The organism is Pseudomonas sp. D3, from assembly GCF_029320995.1.
GTDB classification, from domain to species: Bacteria; Pseudomonadota; Gammaproteobacteria; order Pseudomonadales; family Pseudomonadaceae; genus Aquipseudomonas; species Aquipseudomonas paraveronii.
Map to the genome: position 1 here is coordinate 1,304,430 of NZ_CP119772.1, position 22,067 is coordinate 1,326,496.

The window sequence follows — 22,067 nt, forward strand, 5'->3', positions numbered from 1 at the left end:
ACGCTCGAACGGTGACGGGTTTTCGCCTCTTTTCAGCGTTCAAGGGCACTGAAAGCAAGTTGTGCGCCAGTGCCCGTCAGTCCTCGGTGACCGCATCGCGCAGCACAAACGTCATGCCGGCACTTTCGTAGAGCTGCCGAGCACGTTGGTTGCTTTCGAGGACCTTGAGGTCCACATAGGGCTCGCCGCGCTGTTTGAACACCTGGAAGGCATGCAGCAACAAGGCGCGGCCCAGCCCCTGGCCCTGGGCGCAGGGATGGACAGCGAGGTTCTTGATGAAGGCGCTGGTCCAGCACTGGGCCACGCCGAGAATACCTTCGGCATTGCTCGCCACCAGGCACAGCGAGGGGTCGAACTCGGCATCGGTCACGAACTGTTGCCGCCAGGTTTGCAGGTTGGCGACGCGGCCGCCGCCTTGTGCCTGGGTCATGCACAACACTGCATGAATCGCCGGGGCCCACTCGTCGCGGTAGTGATCCAGTTGTGTCCCGGCCGGCCACTGCGGCGCGGGCAGGTCACGGGTGAGGTCGCGGCGTAGCAGTTGGAAAAACTCGGTCACCGGTTACAGGCCCTTTTGCGCCACGGTCTGGGCGGCCACCACCAGGCATTTGGTCAGCTCGGGTGAGGAGAATTTGGTCAGCACGGCGTCGGCCCCGGCCACGCGCGCTTTTTCGCTGTTCATCGCGCTGTCCAGAGAGGTGTGCAACAGCACGTAGAGGTCCTGGAAATCGGGGGTTTCGCGCAGGGTGCGGGTGAGGGCGTAACCGTCCATTTCGGACATTTCGATGTCCGACACCACCACGTTGATTTGCCCGGCAGTGCCCTGCAACTCCAGCAATACGTCGATGGCTTCCTTGGCGCTACGCGCGGTGTGGCAGGTCAAGCCCAGGTTGCGCAGGGTGTGTACCGACTGTTGCAAGGCGACCTGGCTGTCATCCACTACCAGGATGCGCGCATTGCCCAGCACTTCGGCCTCTTCCATGGTCAAGTCGGTCGGCGCCATTTCAATCGGCACCGGGGCGATGGCGTGGATGACTTTTTCGATATCCAGCACCTGCACCAGGCCGCCTTCTACCTGGGTGACCCCGGTGATGAACGAGCGGTTACCGCCGGAGCCGAAGGGCGGCGGGCGGATATCGGTGGTCAGGCAATGCACGATCTTGCTCACCGCCTGCACATGCAGGCCCTGTTTGGAGCGGCTGACGTCGGTGACGATCAGGCAACCGCCGTCCGGGTCCACCAACGGCATTTCGCCGAGGGCGCGACTCAGGTCGATCACCGACAGCGAGGTGCCGCGCAGCATGGCAATGCCTTTGACGTGGGGATGGGACTCCGGCAGCTTGGTCAGCGGCGGGCAGGGGATAATTTCGCTGACTTTCAGCAGGTTAATGGCCATCAACTTGCCGCTGCGCAAGGTAAAGAGCAGAAGCGAGAGTGAGTCTGCGCGGGCTTTAGAAGTGGACATAAAAACCTTCTGTGGATCAGGGGGGGCCATCTATGGAAGGTTATCGACTTCATCGGCCCAGGCTTTAGGGGCATGTGCCGATGAAGTCGGCTTATCTCAGCCCTTCCACACCTGCGGGTTGACCAGGTCCTGCGGGCGTTGGCCGAGCAGGGCGCTGCGCAGGTTGTCCAGGGCACGGTTGGCCATGGCTGCGCGGGTTTCATGGGTCGCCGAGCCGATGTGCGGTAAGGTCACCGCATTGCTCAGTTGGAACAGCGGCGATTCGGCCAGCGGTTCCTTTTCATACACGTCCAGCCCCGCCCCGCGAATACGCTGGGTTTGCAGGGCTTCGATCAGCGCCGGTTCGTCGACTACCGGGCCGCGGGAAATATTGATCAGGATCGCGCTGGATTTCATCAGCGCCAGCTCGCGATGGCTGATCAGGTGCCGGGTCTTTTCGCTCAACGGCACCACCAGGCAGACGAAATCCGCTTCAGCCAGTAACTGATCCAGGCTGCGCATCTGCGCGCCCAGTTCCTGTTCCAGTGCGGTCTTGCGGCTGTTACCGCTGTACAGAATCGGCATATTGAAGCCCAGGCGCCCGCGACGGGCCACCGCAGCGCCGATATTGCCCATGCCGACGATGCCCAGTGTCTTGCCGTGTACGTCGCCGCCGAACAACGACGCGCCGACGCTGGCTTTCCACTGGCCGGCCTTGGTCCATGCGTCCAGCTCGGCGACCCGGCGTGCGCTGCTCATCAGCAGGGCGAAGGCCAGGTCGGCGGTGCTTTCGGTGAGGACGTCGGGGGTGTTGGTGAGCATGATCCCGCGTTCGTTGAGGTACGCCACGTCATAGTTGTCGTAGCCCACCGACACGCTGGACACCACTTCCAGTTGGCTCGCGCCTTCGAGCTGCGCGCGGCCCAGCTTGCGACCCACGCCGATCAGGCCGTGGGCGTGGGGCAGGGCTTCGTTGAACTGTGCGTTGATGTCGCCCAACTTGGGGTTGGGCGCGATCACCTCGAAATCCTGTTGCAGGCGTTCGATCATTTCCGGGGTGACGCGGCTGAAGGCGAGGACAGTCTTTTTCATTGCAGGCGGGCTCATCGACTACGGGAGAATGCCAAGCAAGCTAACATTTATCCCGTTAACGCAACACCACTGCAGGAGCGAGTTTGCTCGCGAAAAACGCAAAGACACCACGTAGGATCGTTCCTGTGCGTGGGAACGCATACGGTGACGCTCTGCGTCCCGGCTTCACGAGCGAGACGCAGAACGTCCGGGCCGCACTCCCCCGCTGAGCGTGGGAACGATCAATAAACGGATCACCGACCATGCCAGTAGTAAGGTAATGGCCCGCCCGAGCACGCCACATCGCAGTTGTTGCTCAAGGTTGCACCCACGGGGTGGCCAGTTGGAAAGTGATTAGGTAGCGCTCTTCGTCGGGGTTTCGGTAGTCATGGAAGCGACGAACGCCCACCATCAGCTGATACTGATCACCTGCTTGCCAATAGAACGTCCCGCCACCGTCAGAATCTCTCAGTTTGGCACGCCACTCAGGCGTATCGGCCAGCTCCGGGTTGCTCGCTTCATGAATGAGCACCCAGCCACCCTTGCGCCATTGCCCCTGTAGGTCCATTACAACCTTGAGTGTGTCATCCAGAAGCAACGGTTCTACTTGAGGGGACATCGTAATGTTCTCGACCCGCTCGCGATTGAATGCCACCGTGAAAAAACGTGCCATTGGCGTCACGAAACCATATTGAGGATCGATGAAGCGAAGGCGTGCATCGGTACGCGTTTGCCTCCCCCAAAATGTTCCGGGGATGGCGGGATCGATTTCTGCACTGGACCGCTGGCGCATGTCCTCCCATGGCTCGCCAAGCATCACTGCGATTTCAGGTTCGTCGGCGTAGAGGCTGATCGCTGACCACGCCAGTAATAAGATGATGACCAGCCCGAGCACTCCACGTCGCCGGTTTGTGCTCAAGCTCATGGTTGCACCCACGGGGTGGCCAGTTGGAAAGTGATTAGGTAGCGCTCTTCGTCGGGGTTTCGGTAGTCATGGAAGCGACGAACGCCCACCATCAGCTGATACTGATCACCTGCTTGCCAATAGAACGTCCCGCCACCGTCAGAATCTCTCAGTTTGGCACGCCACTCAGGCGTATCGGCCAGCTCCGGGTTGTAATTGACCCGGATGGGAATCCATCCGCCTTTGCGCCATTGCCCCTGTAGGTCCATTACAACCTTGAGTGTGTCATCCAGCAGCAAAGGTTCTACTTGAGGGGACATCGTAATGTTCTCTACCCGCTCGCGATTGAATGCCACCGTGAAAAAACGTGCCATTGGCGTCACAAAACCATATTGAGGATCGATGAAGCGAAGGCGTGCATCGGTACGCGTTTGCCTCCCCCAAAATGTTCCGGGGATGGCGGGATCGATTTCTGCACTGGACCGCTGGCGCATGTCCTCCCATGGCTCGCCAAGCATCACTGCGATTTCAGGTTCGTCGGCGTAGAGGCTGATCGCTGACCACGCCAGTAATAAGATGATGACCAGCCCGAGCACGCCACGTCGCCGGTTTGTGCTCAAGCTCATGGTTGCACCCAAGGGTTTGCCAAGGCCAACTTGATAAGATAGCGCTCTTCTGTGGGGTGTCGATCATCCTTGAATCGATTGACTACCAGCATGACCTGATATTGATCAGCTGCTTGCCAGTAAGATGTTCCACCGCCCATCACGTCTCGTAGCTGATCACGCCACTGCAGAGTATCGGCGAAAGGCGGATCGCTCTTTTCATGAATGGGTATCCAGCCACCCTTGCGCCACTGCTCCTGTAAGTCCAATACGACCTTGAGCGTGTCATCGAGCAGTAAGGGTTCGATTTGCGGGGACATTCGTACACCTGTGACGCGTTCTTCGCCGAAACTTATGCTGAAAAATCTAGCCAATGGCGTCACGAATCCGTATTGAGGATCCATAAAACGAAGGCGGGCATCAGTCCTTGTTTGTCTCCCCCAGTAGTGCCCCGCAATCGCCGGGTCGATATCCGCGCTGGAGCGTCGACGCATCTCTTCCCAAGGTTCGTCCAGTAGCAGCCTGATTTCGGGATCGTCTGCGTTTAGGCGGGCCGCCGTCCATGCCAGTAATAAGGTAATGACCAGCCCGAGCACGCCACGTCGCCAGCCTAACGTCGCCAGTCGGCTCATTGCAGGTTCCTGCCAAAGGCGATGTCGTCGATAGACTGTTCGATACGAATGCGTTCGGCGCTTTGCAGTAGTTCGTTGAACCGGGCTGCAGCTTTGAGCACGAAGATCATGCGTTGTTGAATATCGGACAGGTCGGCGAAAGGGGAGTTGCTGAAGCTGATGCTACGCCCGTCAAGGGTTGGGCTGCACTGGCTGGTCAGCGTCAGTTCAATTGCCTGCGCGACGCCGGAGGGTATGTCTGTGACGTAGGATAAATGGTTGGCTCGCAGCAGATTGACCAGTTTTGTGTCGCTGTAGAGGGTTGGTTGGAGGATATTACGCTGTTCGTGCAGGGCCATATTCTCAACAGCTTTAGCAATATGGCCACGCTCAATGGCTTCGAAGGTTTGCAGAATTTCCGAATAGTTCGTGCCAAATTCGAGCTTTTCATACCCAACTGGCCAAAGCACGGGTGGTTGATTAGCGCCATAAATATTTTTGCGTAGACGCAAGCAGGTTTTAAAATGCTCCAACCCCCGCTCCCTAAAAAACAAATGCAGCGCATACACATCTAAAAACAGCGTGGTATTGCCCATCGCCATCATTTCGTATACATGCTGGTAAAGCTGCTGTACCGCAGAAAACGGTTCCTGCTCTTGTCGCCAGTCGATACCGGGCACCGGGTTGTTGCGCCGGGCCTGTTCATAGTCGCGTTGGCGCTGTTCGTACTCGCCCAGCTTGGCGCGCCGTTCACGCTCTTCAGTGCTGAACAGCCCCCAGAAACCTTTTCTTGCATCTCTCTTCAGTTGCTCTTGTGCCTCATGTTCAGCCTGAATGCCTTCAATTGATTGCGCCGCATGCAGCAATCCACAGCCCACCTGCTTGGAGGCGAACGCCGCGAGGCCCGCCCACTGAAAGCGTGGGTCCGCACGCCACAGTTGGGCGTAGGCTGAGTTGATGGCGCGGTTACGCGCCTTGGGATCTGCGATCAGTACACCGTTGGGTGCCACGATAGCTTCGGCTCTGTCCTGGTACTGACGCCAAAGGTTTTCGCAGGTTGGCGCAGGCGTTTTGTTGGCGCTTGTTGAGAGCGGCGTCTGCGGGGATTTGGCAGCAGAAGGCGACGCACTTTTAGTGGGTTCTGGTGCTGCTGCACGGCTTCGAGGCTGCGCGGCGGGCGGTGCCACGTCAATAATCTGTGAGCTGATGGTCTGATGGGCAATCAGCCGAGGCGGCGGGTCGCACTTGCAGCGACAGATATCGCCGTCCAAGGCCGTGTTGACACCGTTTATTGTATCTACCAGCCGTGGCCCTTCGCAGACGATAACGCCGACTGTTTTGCAGGCAGGGCAATAGACCTGATCGCCTTCGCACGCTTGAGCCTGGTCGATAATGCTGCTGAGATCGCTACCGCTGCGCACGATACCGCTAGCTGTGGTTCTGTCCCCTACCGTGATGTGAAAGCGCTCCATCCCAGATATATCCCTTTGTAATCCTCAGGAAGGGCCACGGTAGGGAGGGTGGGATGAAGCGAAAAGTCAGACGCTTCCTGGTCTGGTGTAGGTGAGCTCCGTAATGATCGTTCTCTGCGTCGGAGCGGTCAGTTTCAGTTCGCCAACCGCACGCCGCCCAGGCTGCCGCTCAACTCATACGCGACCAACTCAGCCTGATGCGCCGCGAGAATTTCCGGCAGCGAGCCGCGCAGGTATTCCACCCAGGTCTTGATCTTCGCATCCAGGTACTGACGCGACGGGTAAATGGCGTACAGGTTCAGTTCCTGGGAGCGGTAGTTGGGCATCACCCGTACCAGCGTGCCGTTGCGCAGGCCTTCGATGGCGGCGTACACCGGCAACAGGCCGACGCCCATGCCACTGGTGATGGCGGTTTTCATCGCATCGGCCGAGTTCACCAGGAACGGTGATGTGTTGATCGCGACACTTTCCTGGCCGTCGGGGCCGTTGAAGCTCCATTTGTCCAGCAGGACGACCGGGCTGACCAGGCGCAGGCAGGCGTGGTTGAGCAAATCGTTGGGCCGTTGCGCGCAGCCTTTGGCCTTGACGTAGTCCGGCGACGCGCAGGCGATGCTGTAGGTGATGCCTAGGCGCTGGGACACGAAGCCCGAGTCCGGCAGTTCGCTGGCCAGCACGATGGACACGTCGTAGCCCTCATCGAGCAAGTCCGGCACGCGGTTGGCCAGGGTCAGGTCGAAGGTCACGTCCGGGTGAGTGCGGCGGTAGCGCGCAATGGCGTCGATGACGAAATGCTGGCCGATACCGGTCATGGTGTGCACTTTCAATTGGCCGGAGGGGCGCGCGTGGGCGTCACTGGCTTCGGCCTCGGCTTCCTCGACATAGGCCAGGATTTGCTCGCAGCGCAATAAATAGCGTTTACCGGCTTCCGTGAGCGCAATGCGACGGGTGGTGCGGTTGAGCAAGCGGGTTTGCAGATGGGCCTCAAGGTTGGAGACCGCGCGCGAGATGTTGGCGGTGGTAGTGTCCAGTTGTGCGGCGGCGGCGGTGAAGCTGCCGGCCTCGGCCACACAACTGAAAGCGCGCATGTTTTGCAAAGTGTCCATGGGGTGTTCTCAAGGGAGATGACAAATTGTGACAGAAAGTTACGTAGACCAGTGATCCCTACGAAGGGATTATCGCCTGAACGGTAATAAAGATTCACAGGAATACCAGCTTATCGCCATTCCCCTTGCGTCCTAGAATTGTGCCACCTACCCCGCATCACCCACCTCAGGAATTCGCAGCAGTGCCGCGTCGCATCAGCAGAGAGCTGAAGACTCTCAGTGTTTGGGCCTTATCGTTAGCAATCAGCGGCTGCATCGGAACCGGAGGAATCGCCCCCCAAGACCAGGCCCTCAACGCCAATACCCTGGCCACCGACGAGGCGATTCAGAGCGCCGCCCGGGACGCCCACTGGCCCACAGCACAATGGTGGCAGGCCTACGGTGACCCCCAACTCAACCGTTGGGTCGAACTCGCCACCCATGACAGCCCGAGCCTGGCCATGGCCGCCGCACGTGTGCGTGAAGCGCGGGCCATGGCCGGGATTGCCGAGTCGGCCGAGTCGTTGCAGATCAACAGCGACACCACCCTCAAACGCCACAACTGGCCGAACGATCAGTTCTACGGCCCGGGTGCATTGAGCGGTGCCAACACCTGGGACAACAATACCTCCCTGGGTTTCAGCTACGCCCTCGACCTGTGGGGCCGTGAAAGCAACGCCACCGAGCGTGCCGTTGACCTGGCGCACATGAGCGCGGCCGAAGCACGCCAGGCCCAGCTCGAACTGCAGAACAACGTGGTGCGCGCCTACATCCAGCTGTCGCTGCACTACGCCAACCGCGATATCGTCGCGGCCACGCTGGCCCAGCAACAGCAGATTCTCGATTTGGCGAATAAACGCCTGAACGCGGGCATCGGTACGCATTTCGATGTAAGCCAGGCCGAAACCCCGTTGCCCGAGACCCATCGCCAGCTCGATGCCCTGGACGAAGAGATCGCCCTGAGCCGTAACCAGTTGGCGGCATTGGCGGGCAAAGGCCCGGGCGAGGGCGCGCACCTGCAACGTCCGACCTTATCTCTCGGCGCGCCGCTTAAATTGCCGTCCAGCTTGCCCGCGCAATTGCTCGGCCAGCGCCCGGACGTGGTCGCCAGCCGCTGGCAGGTGGCAGCGCAGGCGCGTGGCATCGATGTCGCGCACGCCGGCTTCTACCCCAACGTCGATCTGGTCGGCAGCCTCGGCTACGTGGCCACCGGCGGCGGCATGCTGAGCTTTCTGACCGGCAAGAAACTCAACTACAGCGTCGGCCCGGCCATCACCCTGCCGATCTTCGACGGCGGCCGCCTGCGTTCGGAACTGGGTGAAGCCAGCGCCGGCTATGACGTCGCCGTGGCGCATTACAACCAGACCCTGGTCAACGCACTCAAGGGCATCAGCGACCAGTTGATCCGTCGCGAATCCATGAACAAGCAACAGGGCTTCGCCGCGGAATCGGTGGCCTCGGCGCAGAAAACCTACGACATCGCGATGATCGCCTACCAGCGCGGCCTCACGGACTACCTCAATGTGCTGAACGCCCAGACCCTGCTGTTCCGCCAGCAGCAGGTCGAGCAACAGGTGCAGGCCGCGCGTCTGACGGCCCATGCCGACCTGGTGACCGCCCTGGGCGGCGGGCTTGGCGCTGGCAACGATGTTCCGCAAGCTACCAAGACTGTCCCGAGCAAAACCCCGGCGGCGCTCGCCGTGTTTGATCACTGAGTAGGATTTAATGACTCCCTTGCCTGCACCGCTGCGCTGGCTGTATTCCCTTGAGTGGCGCCGTGGCTTTTTCGACTGGGCACGCAGTGATGGCGTGACCTGGGTGTACATCTTCAAGGTGCTGATCGCCGCGTTCGTCACGCTGTGGCTGGCCATGCGCCTGGAACTGCCGCAACCGCGCACCGCGATGATCACCGTGTTTATCGTGATGCAACCGCAGAGCGGCCAGGTGTTCGTCAAGAGCTTTTATCGCTTCCTCGGTACTTTGGCCGGGTCGGCGGCGATGGTGTTTCTGATCGCCTTGTTTGCGCAGAACACCGAGCTGTTCCTCGGCTCGCTGGCGATCTGGGTAGGTCTCTGCACCGCCGGCGCCACGCGCAACCGCAACTTTCGCGCGTATGGGTTTGTGCTCGCCGGTTACACCGCCGCGATGGTCGGCCTGCCGTCCCTGGCCCACCCGGACGGAGCGTTTATGGCGGCTGTGTGGCGCGTGCTGGAAATTTCCCTGGGGATTCTCGTCTCCACGTTGGTCAGCGCAGCGATCCTGCCGCAGACCTCCAGTGCGGCCATGCGCAACGCGCTGTACCAGCGGTTTGGCGTGTTCGCGCTGTTCGTCACCGACGGCTTGCGTGGGCGCAGCCAGCGCGAGAACTTCGAAAGCACCAACGTGCGCTTTATCGCCGAAGCCGTCGGCCTGGAAGGCCTGCGCAGCCTCACCGTGTTCGAAGACCCGCACATGCGTCGGCGCAACGGCCGGCTCAGCCGCCTCAACAGCGAGTTCATGAGCATCACCACGCGCTTCAACGCCTTGCACCAGTTGCTCGAACGCCTGCGTGCCGATGCCGCAGACCACGTCGTCGCTGAAATCAAACCGGGTTTGCAGGACTTGGCCGAAGTGCTCGACGGGTTCTCCGGCCGCGCCCTCACCAGCCCCGACGCGGCGCGGTTGGTCACCCAGTTGAGCGTCTACAAGGACGGCTTGCCCGCCAAGGTCCGCAGCCTGCGAGCGATCTTCCAGGAAGGCAACCCGAGCGAAGCCGAGCAGCTGGATTTTCATACCGCCTACGAATTGCTCTACCGCTTCGTCGATGACCTGCACAACTACGCGCAGACCCACGCCTCCCTGGCCGATCACAGCCATGCGCGGGAACAGTGGGACGAAACCTTCATCCCCAAAACCAACTGGCTGGCCTGCGTGGCCTCGGGGGTGCGGGCGTCGTTCATCCTGATCGTGCTCGGCAGTTACTGGGTGGCGACCGCCTGGCCCAGCGGCGCGACCATGACCATGATCGCCGCCGCCACCGTCGGCCTGTCCGCCGCCACGCCGAACCCCAAACGCATGGCGTTCCAGATGGCCTGCGGCACCTTGATCGGGGCGTTGGTGGGCTTCGTCGAAATGTTTTTCGTGTTTCCCTGGATCGACGGCTTCCCGCTGCTGTGCGTGATGCTCGCGCCGGTGATCATCCTTGGTGCCTTCCTCGCCTCACGCCCGCAATACGCCGGGGTCGGCGTGGGCCTGCTGATCTTTTTCAGCACCGGTTCGGTGCCGGACAACCTCACGGTCTACAACCCCTACACCTTCATCAACGACTACATCGCCATGATCATCGGCATGCTGGTGTGCGCGGCGGCGGGTGCGATCATCCTGCCGCCCAACAGCCGCTGGTTGTGGCGCCGCCTGGAACAGGACCTGCGCGAGCAAGTGGTGTACGCGATCAGCGGCAAGCTCAAGGGCTTGGCGTCGAGTTTCGAAAGCCGCACCCGCGACCTGCTGCACCAGGCCTACGGCCTTGCCGTCGGCCAGCCGCAAGTGCAACGCAACCTGCTGCGCTGGATGTTCGTGGTGCTGGAAGTCGGCCACGCGATCATCGAACTGCGCAAGGAGCAGGCGATCCTGCCGGTCCACCCGGCCTATGCCGAATCCCAGCCCTGGCGCCAGGCGATCCGCGTGATGGGCCGCTCCCTGGTGCGCCTGTTCCTGCAACCCAGCGCCAGCAACCTGGAGCGCGGGCTGATTGCCGTCGACCACGCGATCAGCCGCGTGCAGGCCACCGACGAACCCTTCGCGCCGCACTTCGATACCTCGGCCCTGCGCCGGGTGAAAAGCTACCTGCACTTTATCCGTACTTCGCTGCTGGACCCGCAATCGCCGCTGGCGGCCTACAAGCCCCAAGGCGCGCTTATGTTGAAAGGAGCTGGGCATGCCTCGTGAAATCGCGTTCCACGGCATTTACATGCCGACCATGACCCTGATGTTTTTGATCGCGGCGGGGTTGGCCTGGGCGCTGGACCGCTTCCTGGCCGGGTTCGACCTGTACCGTTTTTTCTGGCACCCGGCGTTGCTGCGCCTGAGCCTGTTCGTTTGCCTGTTCGGCGCCCTGGCGCTGACCGTCTACCGTTGAGAATGCCCCGATGAAAAAGTTTTTCAGCCTGCTCGCGACCTTGCTGGTACTGGCTCTGGCGATCTGGATTGGCCGCACGCTGTGGGTGCATTACATGGAAACGCCCTGGACCCGCGACGGCCGCGTGCGTGCCGACATCATCAACGTCGCCGCCGACGTCACCGGCGAAGTGGTCGATGTGCCGGTGCGCGACAACCAGTTGGTGAAAAAGGGCGACCTGCTGATGCAGATCGACCCCGAGCACTACCGCCTCGCCGTCAAACAGGCGCAAGCCCTTGTCGCATCACGTAAAGCCACCTGGGAGATGCGCAAGGACAACGCCCACCGCCGCGCCGACCTCGACGCGCTGGTGATCTCCAAGGAAAACCGCGACGATGCCAGCAACATCGCCGACTCGGCCATGGCCGACTACCAGCACGCCCAGGCACAACTGGAAGCCGCCGAACTGAATTTGAAACGCACTCAAGTCGTGGCGGCCGTCGACGGCTACGTCACCAACCTCAACGTGCATCGCGGTGACTACGCGCGCATCGGCGAAGCCAAGATGGCCGTGGTCGATATGAACTCGTTCTGGGTCTATGGCTTCTTTGAAGAAACCAAACTGCCCCACGTCAAAGTCGGTGATAAAGCCGATATGCAGTTGATGAGCGGCGAGACGTTGAAAGGGCATGTAGAAAGCATCTCGCGTGGCATCTACGACCGCGACAACCCCGAGAGCCGCGAGCTGATCGCCGACGTGAACCCGACCTTCAACTGGGTGCGCCTGGCGCAACGGGTGCCGGTACGGATTCATATCGATGAAGTGCCGGAAGGCGTGTTGTTGGCGGCCGGCATCACCTGCACGGTGATCGTCAACCAAACGCCGAACTGAAAGGTGGGAGGGGCGGTGCGACGATTCGACTTGCCCCTCCCACAATTGACCGCGTTAAGCCTTGATAAATGTCTCATGCAGATGGCGCCATAGCAGCGCGCCGCTGGCCTGCTTCTCGAACACCACGGTGGCGCGGCGATCGGTCCGGGTGCCGCTGTCATCGACCTGGTGTTCGCGGTACGTCACCGTGGCACCCCGCGCATGGCGGTCAATCCCGGTCATTTCACTCAAGGTGATTTTCAACCCCGGGCGCATGCCGCCCAGGCGAGTGAACAGGGCATTGACCCCAGCCGCATTGACCCGGGTGCCGGTGGCGGGGGCGACCATGCTGAACTCGGGTGAGAAGCGCGCCAGCAAATTGTGCAAGGTGCCCTCGGGCGCAACCCCGGCAAACCATTGTTCGATCTCGACGTGGGTCTGGATCACTTCTTCGAAAAAGTCGCTGTAGTCGATCATTTATAAACTCCCATTCAAACCAAAGCGTCGCTTCAACACTTTTTCCAATAATCCTTTGGGCAGTAACGCCGCCATCAACGGCAGCGCTCGACTGCCGTTGCCCGCGCGTAATAACCGCGGCGGTGTTGGTTGTTGCACGGCTTTCAGGACGTGGTTGGCAAATTGGCTGGCCGGTGTCGGGTTGTCCTGGGAGGCCTGGGAGCGCGCGCGGATACCGTCGCGCAACGGCCACCACGGCGACTTCTCATTGATCAACAACTCAGCCTGGGCCCCGGCGTTTTTTGCAAAACGCGTATCGATCGCCCCCGGTTGCACTTCCATCACCCGCACGCCAAACGGCGCCAGCTCCATGCGCAGGGCATCGCTCAAGGCATGCACGGCTGCCTTGGAGGCGCAGTAGGCACCGGCGAACGGCGTCACCAGCACCCCGGAAACGCTGCCGATATTTACCACCAGGCCTTTACCGCGACGCAGCGCGGGGAACAGCGCCTGGGTCACGCCGACGATGGAAAATACGTTGGTCGCGAACTGGCGCTGCATCGCTTCGGTGCCGCCGTCGAGCAACGGGCCCATGGCGCCGTAGCCGGCGTTGTTGATCAGCACATCCAGCTCGCCCCACTGCTCGGCCAGGTGCTGCAAGGCGGCGCTGTCGTTGACGTCCAGTTGCACGGCGTTGAAGCCGGCGGCGGACAAGTGGGCGACGTCTTCCGGTTGGCGGGCGCTGGCCCACACGTCGAAGCCGGCGGATTTGAAGGCCTCGGCCAAGGCGCGACCAATACCACTGGAACAACCGGTGATGAGTACGTTGGGCATGGATCAGTCCTTTGTCAGTCCGAGAAGCTGCCTTGCACATGCTCGGCGCGAAACTCTAGGGTTTGCGGGCGGTAGCCAGGGCGTAGCGGCGGGGTGGGCAGGCAATCGTCCCAGGTGGCGCCGGCCTGCAACTCGCCGGGGCCGCGATAGCGCGGGGCGGCGTAGACGTTGTCGGCCAGGTTGATCGTGTCGCCCGGCGCATAGGCGGCGACGCGCCAGCGCAGTTCGGTCAGCGGTACGTCGTTGCCGTTGTTCAGGCTCAGTTTCAGTGGGCGATCGGCGGGGCAGTCCTGTGGGGCGTAGATGATGCGCAGCTCCAGGCGCGCCAGTTGCGACGCTTCGCGATTGTCCAGCCACACCACCCACACCGCGACCAGGCCCAGGCCGACTGCAGCGGCCAGCGACACCGGCAGTGCCTTGGCCGGGTAGCGCAGCAACAGGACCAGCCAGGTGATGATCAGTAGAACGCCGAAAAACATGGAGACCACCTCGAATAGGGAACGAGCATCCTAACTTAAGCGTAGGTGGGATTGGCTACCTTGAGATGTGAGGTGGCTGGGCTGACGCCATCGGGGGCAAGCCCCCTCCCACATTCGACCGCATTCCAAATGATGTACTCGGTCCAAATGTGGGAGGGGGCTTGCCCCCGATGAGGCCCTCAGCACCACCACAACCCCAAAAACAAAAAGCCCCCACCCAAGCCACTGCGGATAGGGGACGCAATGACCTGGGCGAGGGCTTCTTATACGACTGTTTTACTGCGCGATCGTTTTCACCGACACACCGCGCTCAATCGGGGTCGAGCGACCATAGATATCTTCAAACCGCTCGATATCGTCCTCACCCAAATAGCTGCCCGATTGCACTTCAATGATCTCCAACGGGATCTTGCCCGGGTTGCGCAGGCGGTGTACCGAGGCGATCGGGATGTAGGTGGACTGGTTCTCGCAGAGCAGGAACACGTTCTCGTCACAGGTGACTTCAGCGGTGCCGCTGACCACGATCCAGTGTTCGGCGCGGTGGTGGTGCATTTGCAGCGACAGGCACGCGCCCGGCTTGACCGAGATGTGCTTGACCTGGAAACGCCCGCCCATGTCGACCGAGTCGTAGGAGCCCCACGGACGGTAGACTTCGCAGTGGTTCTGGGTTTCGCTGCGGCCCTGTTCGTTGAGGGTGTTGACCATCTGCTTGACGCCCTGGACCTTGTCCTTGTGGGCAATCATCATCGCGTCCTTGGTTTCCACCACCACGATGTTTTCCAGGCCGATCACCGATACCAGCTTGCCGTTGCCGTGGATCATGCAGTTCTTGCTGTCCTGGATCACCACGTCGCCCTTGGTGACGTTGCCGTTGACGTCTTTATCGTTGACCGCCCACAGCGATGCCCAGCAGCCCACGTCGCTCCAGCCCGCGCTCAGCGGCACCACGCAGGCGCGTTGGGTTTTTTCCATCACGGCGTAGTCGATGGAATTGTCCGGGCAGCAGGCGAAGGTGGCTTCGTCGAACGTCACGGTGTCGGCGTCTTGCGCGCTGCGTTCGAGGGTCAGCACGCAGGTGTCGTAGATGTCCGGATCGTGCTTTTTCAGCTCTTCGAGGAAGCGGCTGGCGCGGAACAGGAACATGCCGCTGTTCCAGAAATAACCGCCGCTTTTGACGAACTCGACGGCGCGTTTTTCATCGGGTTTTTCCACGAACTGTTGCACGCGGCTCACGCCTTCGGGCAACAGCGAGTCGTTGGTGGATTTGATGTAGCCATAACCGGTTTCCGGACGGGTCGCCGGTACGCCGAACAGCACCATCTCGCCGCGCTCGGCGGCCACGGTGGCCAGGGCCAGGGCGCGTTGCAGGGCTTTCTGGTCGTCGATCACGTGGTCGGCGGGCAGCACCAGCATCAGCTCGTCGCGGCCTTCATTGACCAGCATCATCGCGGTCAGCGCCACGGCCGGCGCGGTGTTGCGGCCGAAGGGCTCCATCAGGATGCGCTGGGTTTCCAGCTTGCGCACGCTCAGTTGCTCGTTGACGATGAAGCGATGGTCTTTGTTGCAGACCACGATGGGGGATTCCATTCCATCGAATACCAGGCGCTCCAGGGTTTGCTGGAACAGCGTGTGCTCGCCGGTCAGGGCCAGGAACTGTTTAGGAAACTGTTTACGGGAAAGCGGCCAAAGACGTGAGCCGCTACCACCGGAAAGGATTACTGGGATCATGCTGTTTCTCCTTGAATCGATTTGGGTCAGAGCTACGAAGGTTTGTCGTTTCACTCTTGTTTTTGTCTCGGGCCGGACTGACGCCTCTGTCCTCTGTAGGCGTGAGCTTGCTCGCGAAGAACTCCCAGACACCGCGTACATCCAGAATGCCCGCGTCATCATTGGCGATTTTCGCGAGCAAGCTCGCTCCTACAGTGGGTTGCTGTCAGTCCGAGAAATGTTTAGCGGGTCGACACGGGGCGCTTGACCCACACTGGCGACAGGCTGCTGCCGGAGCCGGTGACGTACAGCACCGCTGCTTCACCGCGCTCCAGGGCTACCGGCTTCACGTCGCCGACTTTCTTGTCGCCGTCGTACAGCGCCAGGCTGACTTTCACTGGGTTGATTTCACGTTCGCCACGGCTCTTGGCGGCCACGGCCTTGACCACGTCGGTCTTGCCGTCGGCGGTTTTCAGGGTCAGGGCCCTGTCGCTGAGGTTCTGCACGCGCACCAGGGATTTCTGTTTGTTCTTGAACGGCGGCTCTTCGATCAGTTGGGGCTGACCGCTGCTGTTGTTGACCAGGGTGTAGTAGTGGTCGGCGGCAAGTTTCACTGACACGGACTGGCTGCCGACCTTGGCGCTGTAGTCGCCGCCGGGCATAAAGCTGAAGTCGCTGCTGGCCAGTGGGGCCACTTCGCTCAGGTTGGTGCTGCCGACGGTGGCGCTGACTTCCTGGTTGGCGGCGTTGTAGACACGCACGAAGCTGGAGCCTTTCGGTGCGACAGGGCCGTACAAGGCCGCGTCGCCGGCGAAGGCGGACATCGATACCAGGCTCATGCCGGCAGCCAGGGCCAGAGTCTTGGCGAGACGACGCGGAGTCGTAGTGAAAGTCATGTGAGTTACCTCTCTTTCAGTTTTGCGCCCGGTCGGGCGTCTCGGATTTTGGGTGTTTAGCTGGGGTGTTCAGTGCCATGTTCTGTTGGCGCGTACCGGCTTGTTTAAGTTGCGCAACCCACTGCGGGTCGGCATCGCCGATTTCGTTGTTCACGGGCAGATAACGTTCAGGAAACTCCCAGATCAGCACCTGCGGCGGGCTGTTCTTGAAGTCTTCGCTTTTGAGGTAGCTGAGCATCGGCAGGATCGGGCCGTGGCCGTCTTCGGAGTAGTTGATGACATCGCTGCCCAGGGCTTGCTTGAGCGCGCCGACGAAGTTCCAGTTGGGGTTGGCGCTGTAGCTGGTGCCGACCAGTGCCACCGGGGTTTCGCTGTCGCTGAACAGCGCGTCGTCGCCTTTGGTTTCGGCCAGGCGCGTGACGCGTTTTTCCAGCGGCTCCTTGGGCGGCATCAGGTTTTCGAACAGCGGGTCCAGCGGCAGGAACAGACGCAGGTCGCCACTGTGCGGGGCGGTTGTCTCGGCCTCGGTGACAAAGCGCTGCGGCTCGCCGCTCAGTGGGGTCTTGGCGGCAATCGCCTTGGCCAGTTGCTTGGCGGCGATTTCGGCACCGTCCGGGGTCCAGTGGGTGTCGGTGCGCAGGAACACTTGCTGGCCGCCGAGCTTGGCCTGTTGCAACGGGCCAAGTAGGTCGGGGGCGAGGATCTTGTCGGCGGCGACACGGGCGTGGAAGTCCTGGTACAGGTTGGCGTGGATGCTCGCCGGTTTCACCTCACCGAGGTGCTCCGGATACAGGCGTACCTTGGCCGGAATGATCGCCATCACCAGTTGAATGCCTTGGGCCTTGAGCTTCTGGCGCACGCCTTCGACCAGGGCGTAGTTGCCCTCCAGGTTCTGGTCTTCGTTGACGGCCGGGTTGAACTCCTCGTCGCTGTACAACCAGTGATCGCGACCCAGCACTACGCCAGGGCGGCCTTCATTGAACAGCTTGTAGTCCAGCGCAGCCCAGAGGTTGGTGCCGATGCGCTTGATCGGGAACTGGTCGTCGTAGTGCGTCTCGACGGCCTTGGTCCAGCGACCATTGAGCACGGTGGCGTCGGCATTGGTGTTGAAGCCGAAGAAACTGCGCATCGACCAGGCGCCCAGGGCCAGCAGCACCAAGAGAAACAGCGCGATATAGAGGACGCGAAATGAACGGGTCATGGTCGGCTCCCTCAGAATTGGAAGTAAAGGAACGGCGAGAAACTCTGCGCCGACAGTTTGAGAATCGACGCCACGAACAGCAGCAGCACCGCTGCGCGCATGGCGTAGCGTGGCCAGTCAGCGGTCCAGTAGGCCGGTTGTACGGCGGCGTCTTTACCGACGGTGAAATCTGGCTGGTGGATGCTGCCAGGGTCGTCGCCAGGCACTGCCTTGATCAGGCTCGGGTCGGCCGGCTTGGTTTTCTCGGCAGGGCGGTTGCGGTAAAAGTCGCGCAGGCCAAAGAACGCCAGGGTTGCGTAGGCCACCACCAGGGTTGCCACTTGCAGGCCGGTGAGGTTGGCCCGGTTGAGTTCCGACAGCGACCACTCGCCAAAGCTGAACATCGCGCCGTACATGCGGCCGGCGACGTGCAGGTTTTCGGAACGGAAGATCACCCAGCCCATCACCACCAACAGGAAGGTGAAGACCCAGCGCACCGGGTTGAAGCTGCGCGGCGAGGTGTTGAGGCCGATGGCTTTCTCGATGGCCAGCCACATGCCGTGCCAGGCGCCCCACACGATGTAAGTGATGTTCGCACCGTGCCACAGGCCACCAAGCAGCATGGTCAGGAACAGGTTGCGGTAGGTGGTCAGCGTGCCTTTACGGTTGCCGCCCAGGGTGATGTAGAGGTAGTCACGCAGCCAGGTCGACAGGCTGATGTGCCAGCGCCGCCAGAACTCGGTGATCGATTGGCTGATGTACGGCTGCTTGAAGTTTTCCATGAAGCGGAAACCCATCATCAAGCCCAGGCCGATGGCCATGTCGCTGTAGCCGGAGAAGTCGAAGTACAACTGCGCGGTGTAGGCCAGCGCACCGAGCCAGGCATCGCCGGTGGTGGGGTTTTGCAGGGCGAAACAATGGTCGGCCACCACCGCCAGGGTGTCGGCGATGAAGACCTTCTTGATGAAACCCTGCATGAACCGCGTACAGCCCTCGGAGAACTTGTCGAGGGTGTGGGTGCGGTTGTTGAACTGGTCGGCCAGGTCGCGAAAACGCAGCACGGGGCCGGCGATCAAGTGCGGGAAGATCGCCACGAACGCCGCAAAGTCGATGAGGTTGCGCGTGGCCGGGGTGTCGCCGCGATACACGTCGATGATGTAGCTGATGGACTCGAAGATGTAGAACGAGATCCCGATCGGCAACAGCACGTGGGTGAGGATAAACGGCTCCAGGCCCGCTGACTTCATCATCACGTTGATGCTGTCGACGCCGAAGTTGGCGTACTTGAAGTAGCCGAGGATGCACAGGTCGAGCACCACGCCCAGCAGCAGCCAGCGTTGGGCCGGCTTGGTACGCACGCCGGCGGCACCGACCTTGAGGCCGATCCAGTAGTTCCACAGCGTGACGGCGGCGAACAGCGCCAGGAAGTCCACTCGCCACCAGGCGTAGAACACGTAGCTGGCCAGCAGCAGCAGCAGGTTGCGATAGCGTTGCCCGCTCAAGTAGTACAAGCCGAGAAAGATCGGCAAGAACAGAAACAGGAACACATTGGACGAGAAAACCATCCCGATCTCTCCACGTTTAACCAACAGTCAAGGGCCGGAGCCCCCCCAAACCCCCCCACGAATCCGGGGGGAGGTTGTATTGCGTTCTCACTGTCGAAATGCGGTCAGAAATGTGGGAGGGGGCTTGCTCCCGATAGCGGTGTGTCATTCAACACAGATGGCGACTGGTACACCGCCATCGGGAGCAAGCCCCCTCCCACATTTCTTTTTAAACCGCGTTTCGTCAGTGGCTTTTGTTGCCTTTCTCATGTGTCGGGTCGTAGACCTTGGTCAGGTCACCCCCCAGGCGAAAGGTCTTGAACGGCTGCATTCCATGTTTGCGCTCGAGCACATCCGGCGCGCAGGTGTAGAGGCTGCAGAACGGCTCAAGCCAGGCGAATTTCATGTCTTCCTTGAGGTCCTTCATGTCCTGCTCTTTGCCGTTCTTCTGCTCGAAGATCTGCGGGTCTTTGACCCCGGCCAGCACCTTGTCGCCCAGGCGTTTGAGCGCGCCGTTGTTTTCCTGGCGCAGGTCCACCCCGTTGACCAGGGCAAAACTGGCGATCATCGACAGCGGTGGCAGGGCGTAGTTGTGGTACGACAGGGCGCGCTGCTGACGCTTCAATTCGTTCGGCAGGAAGCCTTGGTCGTCGATCTGGTTGACGCCGACCTTGTATTCCTTCACCGACCAATCAAACAGGTCGCGACGGTTGGTCGCGATGGACGTCGCCATCACCGACCAGGCGGCCCAGTAGGAGTGGTTGTTGGTTTTTTCCAGCGGCAGGTTGTCCCAGTCGCTCACCACCTGATCGGCCAGCCGGTTGAACCAGGCTTCGATCAGCTGCGATTCCTGCTGGTGGTTGGCCAGCGGGTGCGAGTCGGAGAACTTCAGGCGCACATAGGCCGAGGCCATGCTGCCCAGCGCCCATTTGCGCATGGATTTGCCGGTATGGTTGAAGTCCTTGGACATCAACGCATCCGCCTTGGCCCAGCTGGTCAGCCAGTTCAAGGTGCATTCCAACTGTTCCGGGCGACCGTCGCGCATGAACTGCATCACGCGCTTGCTGGTGTCTTTTTCCAGCGTGGTGATGTCGGCGGTGCTGTCGCGGAAGGCTTTTTCCGACTGCACGTTCAGCGTGGAGCGCGCCTTGTCCGAACCTTCGTACTTGCTGCGAAACTGCAGCGAGCCGGTGTAGGGCGTCGGCATCGCGTCGCAGCCGTCCTTGAAGTCGCCGGTCTTGAACGCCTCGATCGGTGCAAAGTAGCCCTGGGGCGGGCGCAGCGGCGCGGCGGCATTCACGGAGCCAGCGAACATCGCCAGGCCCAGTAAGGTAGGGATCAATAACTTCTGCATAGGTAACCTCATTGCCCGGTAGAGGCAGTCTGTTGACCACCTGCGGGGAATACGTTGCGTGTGCAAATTTTCGCTTCGACTTTTTGCGCGGCAGCACCCGCTTCGGGGCCCTGCACTTCCACGGCCAGCAAGTTCTGCGAGGCCCAGTCTTCGTCGGTGCGCAGTTCAAAGGCGAAACGCCCGTCTGTATCGGATGTTTCGGGTTTCTCGATCTTGATGTCCTCGTGGCGCCCATTCATGTACCAGAGGGTGGCTTGCAAGGTTTTCACCGACGGATCGGCGAAGCGGATATCGACCTGATGGTTGACGTTGCGCAGGTCTTTGTTCGAGCTGTTGACCATTAATTCGTTCTTGCCGGGTTTCAAGGTGGCGCTGGCACTCATCTGCGCGGTCTTGCCTTCGCAGCCGTTGTCCAGCAACGACATCATCTGGCGATAGATGGTTTCCTGGTCGAGGCGGTACAGCGGCGAGAACTCCCAGATCAAGATCTTCGGCGGACTCTTCTGGAATTCGTCGCTGCCCAGGTACTGGATCATCGAGCCTTCCAGGCCACCGCCGGGGAAGGCGACGTTGAGGATGTCGGCACCGATTTCCTGTTCAAGGAAGCCTGCGAAGTTGTAGTTCTTGCCGCTGTGGCTGGTGCCGACCAGGGTGATCTGCGGGTTGCCCGAATCGCCGAACAGGTCGCCGTCGCCCGCTTCGCCCTTGGGCTCGGTGGTGAACTGGTCCATGTACTGGATCGCGTAGCTGGTGCCGCAGAGTTGCCCGGCCATGTTGTGCAGGGTGCCGGTCTTGCCCATGCGCCCGGAGCGCTTGGTCTCGAATTCACGCTTGGGAATCTCGGCGAACTCGGGCATCGCACGTACTTTGGCGCCGACGATTTTTGCGGTGCGCTGGGCGCCGTAAGGGGTCCAGTGCTGGTCGCCGCGGAAGTAGAAGTCGTGGGCCGGCAATTCATCCGGGAGCTGCTCGTTGGTCAACGGCGACAGGTCCGGCACCACGTAGCCCATCTTGGCGAAACGGCCGAGCATGGTTTTGTAGTTGCCCAGGGCCTTGTCGAAATCGAACGTGGCTTTTTCCTCGGGGTTGAGCTTATTGCGGTTCACCAGGCCACGGGTCGGTTGGTAGACCACCACCAGTTCCACGCCCTTGGCCTTGAACGCATCGTGCAGTTGTTGCATGCGTTTGTAGCCGGCGGGGCTGGTGTCGAATTCGGTGCGCAGGTCTTCCTGGGTACGGAACAGCCAGTCGCCCTGGGCTTGCACCAGGGTGGTGAAGTTCTGCTGATAGCGCGTGGTGTAGTTCTTCGCGTCATGCGCCGCCGGGCAGAGGCTGCAGCACGGTTCGGCGCTGAAGGTCGGCGCCTTGATTTCGTCGGCGCGCACGCCCTGGCTGGCCGCAAGCAGGCCGAGGGTCAGACCCGAGAGGCTCAGCAGTTTGATCATGTGTGGGTGCATAAGG

General features: G+C 61.1%; 21 protein-coding genes. 4 read left to right on the forward strand and 17 right to left on the reverse strand.

Annotated features, from left to right (window positions below):
- Positions 1-76 precede the first annotated feature (76 nt).
- The 8 genes from P3S72_RS05780 to P3S72_RS05815 all read right to left on the reverse strand — a co-directional run bounded on the left by P3S72_RS05780 (position 77) and on the right by P3S72_RS05815 (position 7,210).
- Positions 77-559, reverse strand: coding sequence for an N-acetyltransferase (locus P3S72_RS05780; RefSeq protein ID WP_276196580.1), 483 nt, complete (start codon positions 557-559; stop codon positions 77-79).
- Positions 560-562: 3 nt separating this feature from the next.
- A complete protein-coding gene (locus tag P3S72_RS05785; RefSeq protein WP_276196581.1) occupies positions 563-1,465 on the reverse strand; it encodes a chemotaxis protein in 903 nt (300 codons plus the stop codon).
- 96 nt (positions 1,466-1,561) lie between these two features.
- Positions 1,562-2,536, reverse strand: a complete 975-nt coding sequence (locus tag P3S72_RS05790) for a D-glycerate dehydrogenase (RefSeq protein ID WP_276196582.1) — start codon at positions 2,534-2,536, stop codon at positions 1,562-1,564.
- 295 nt (positions 2,537-2,831) lie between these two features.
- The gene (locus P3S72_RS05795; protein ID WP_247400094.1) at positions 2,832-3,440 is read right to left on the reverse strand and encodes a hypothetical protein; all 609 of its coding nucleotides are present in this window, start codon (positions 3,438-3,440) and stop codon (positions 2,832-2,834) included.
- Positions 3,437-4,045 carry a hypothetical protein gene (locus P3S72_RS05800; RefSeq protein WP_247400096.1) on the reverse strand — a complete coding sequence of 203 codons (609 nt, stop codon included), beginning with the start codon at positions 4,043-4,045 and terminating at the stop codon, positions 3,437-3,439. The genes P3S72_RS05795 and P3S72_RS05800 overlap by 4 nt, the downstream gene beginning before the upstream one ends.
- Positions 4,042-4,656 carry a hypothetical protein gene (locus tag P3S72_RS05805; protein ID WP_276196583.1) on the reverse strand — a complete coding sequence of 205 codons (615 nt, stop codon included), beginning with the start codon at positions 4,654-4,656 and terminating at the stop codon, positions 4,042-4,044. Before P3S72_RS05805 ends, P3S72_RS05800 begins: the two co-directional genes overlap by 4 nt.
- Positions 4,653-6,107 carry a PAAR domain-containing protein gene (locus P3S72_RS05810; RefSeq protein ID WP_276196584.1) on the reverse strand — a complete coding sequence of 485 codons (1,455 nt, stop codon included), beginning with the start codon at positions 6,105-6,107 and terminating at the stop codon, positions 4,653-4,655. The genes P3S72_RS05805 and P3S72_RS05810 overlap by 4 nt, the downstream gene beginning before the upstream one ends.
- A 134-nt stretch (positions 6,108-6,241) precedes the next feature.
- The gene (locus P3S72_RS05815) at positions 6,242-7,210 is read right to left on the reverse strand and encodes a LysR family transcriptional regulator (RefSeq protein WP_276196585.1); all 969 of its coding nucleotides are present in this window, start codon (positions 7,208-7,210) and stop codon (positions 6,242-6,244) included.
- Between the two features lie 182 nt (positions 7,211-7,392).
- On the opposite strand from P3S72_RS05815, the gene P3S72_RS05820 reads away from it, so the two are divergent.
- From P3S72_RS05820 to P3S72_RS05835, 4 genes are read left to right on the forward strand one after another with little or no spacing between them, the layout of a single operon-like run.
- Entirely contained in the window at positions 7,393-8,904 is a 1,512-nt protein-coding gene (locus tag P3S72_RS05820) for an efflux transporter outer membrane subunit (RefSeq protein ID WP_276196586.1), read from the forward strand.
- Between the two features lie 10 nt (positions 8,905-8,914).
- The gene (locus tag P3S72_RS05825) at positions 8,915-11,116 is read left to right on the forward strand and encodes an FUSC family protein (RefSeq protein WP_276196587.1); all 2,202 of its coding nucleotides are present in this window, start codon (positions 8,915-8,917) and stop codon (positions 11,114-11,116) included.
- On the forward strand, positions 11,106-11,306 hold the full coding sequence (locus tag P3S72_RS05830; RefSeq protein WP_071486049.1) for a DUF1656 domain-containing protein: 201 nt from the start codon (positions 11,106-11,108) through the stop codon (positions 11,304-11,306). The genes P3S72_RS05825 and P3S72_RS05830 overlap by 11 nt, the downstream gene beginning before the upstream one ends.
- 10 nt (positions 11,307-11,316) lie before the next feature.
- On the forward strand, positions 11,317-12,177 hold the full coding sequence (locus tag P3S72_RS05835; RefSeq protein WP_276196588.1) for an HlyD family secretion protein: 861 nt from the start codon (positions 11,317-11,319) through the stop codon (positions 12,175-12,177).
- 54 nt (positions 12,178-12,231) lie between these two features.
- Here the strand turns inward: P3S72_RS05835 and P3S72_RS05840 are convergent, their stop codons facing one another.
- From P3S72_RS05840 to P3S72_RS05880, 9 genes are all read right to left on the reverse strand, one after another.
- A complete protein-coding gene (locus tag P3S72_RS05840) occupies positions 12,232-12,633 on the reverse strand; it encodes a DUF4440 domain-containing protein (RefSeq protein WP_276196589.1) in 402 nt (133 codons plus the stop codon).
- Positions 12,634-13,446 (reverse strand): SDR family oxidoreductase, encoded by an 813-nt coding sequence (locus tag P3S72_RS05845; RefSeq protein ID WP_276196590.1) that lies wholly within the window; start codon positions 13,444-13,446, stop codon positions 12,634-12,636.
- A 14-nt stretch (positions 13,447-13,460) separates the two neighbouring features.
- The gene (locus P3S72_RS05850; RefSeq protein ID WP_276196591.1) at positions 13,461-13,925 is read right to left on the reverse strand and encodes a multidrug transporter; all 465 of its coding nucleotides are present in this window, start codon (positions 13,923-13,925) and stop codon (positions 13,461-13,463) included.
- A gap of 276 nt (positions 13,926-14,201) precedes the next feature.
- On the reverse strand, positions 14,202-15,653 hold the full coding sequence (locus P3S72_RS05855) for a mannose-1-phosphate guanylyltransferase/mannose-6-phosphate isomerase (RefSeq protein WP_276196592.1): 1,452 nt from the start codon (positions 15,651-15,653) through the stop codon (positions 14,202-14,204).
- Between the two features lie 221 nt (positions 15,654-15,874).
- Positions 15,875-16,528: an alginate O-acetyltransferase AlgF gene (locus P3S72_RS05860; RefSeq protein WP_247403357.1), complete on the reverse strand. Its 654-nt coding sequence runs from the start codon at positions 16,526-16,528 to the stop codon at positions 15,875-15,877.
- A 16-nt stretch (positions 16,529-16,544) separates the two neighbouring features.
- Entirely contained in the window at positions 16,545-17,729 is a 1,185-nt protein-coding gene (locus tag P3S72_RS05865) for an alginate O-acetyltransferase (protein ID WP_276196593.1), read from the reverse strand.
- An 11-nt stretch (positions 17,730-17,740) separates the two neighbouring features.
- Complete coding sequence (locus P3S72_RS05870) at positions 17,741-19,273, reverse strand: MBOAT family protein (RefSeq protein ID WP_276196594.1); 1,533 nt, start codon at positions 19,271-19,273, stop codon at positions 17,741-17,743.
- 223 nt (positions 19,274-19,496) lie between these two features.
- Positions 19,497-20,606 (reverse strand): mannuronate-specific alginate lyase, encoded by a 1,110-nt coding sequence (locus P3S72_RS05875; protein ID WP_276196595.1) that lies wholly within the window; start codon positions 20,604-20,606, stop codon positions 19,497-19,499.
- An 8-nt stretch (positions 20,607-20,614) separates the two neighbouring features.
- Entirely contained in the window at positions 20,615-22,063 is a 1,449-nt protein-coding gene (locus P3S72_RS05880; protein WP_276196596.1) for an alginate O-acetyltransferase, read from the reverse strand.
- Positions 22,064-22,067: the final 4 nt, after the last annotated feature.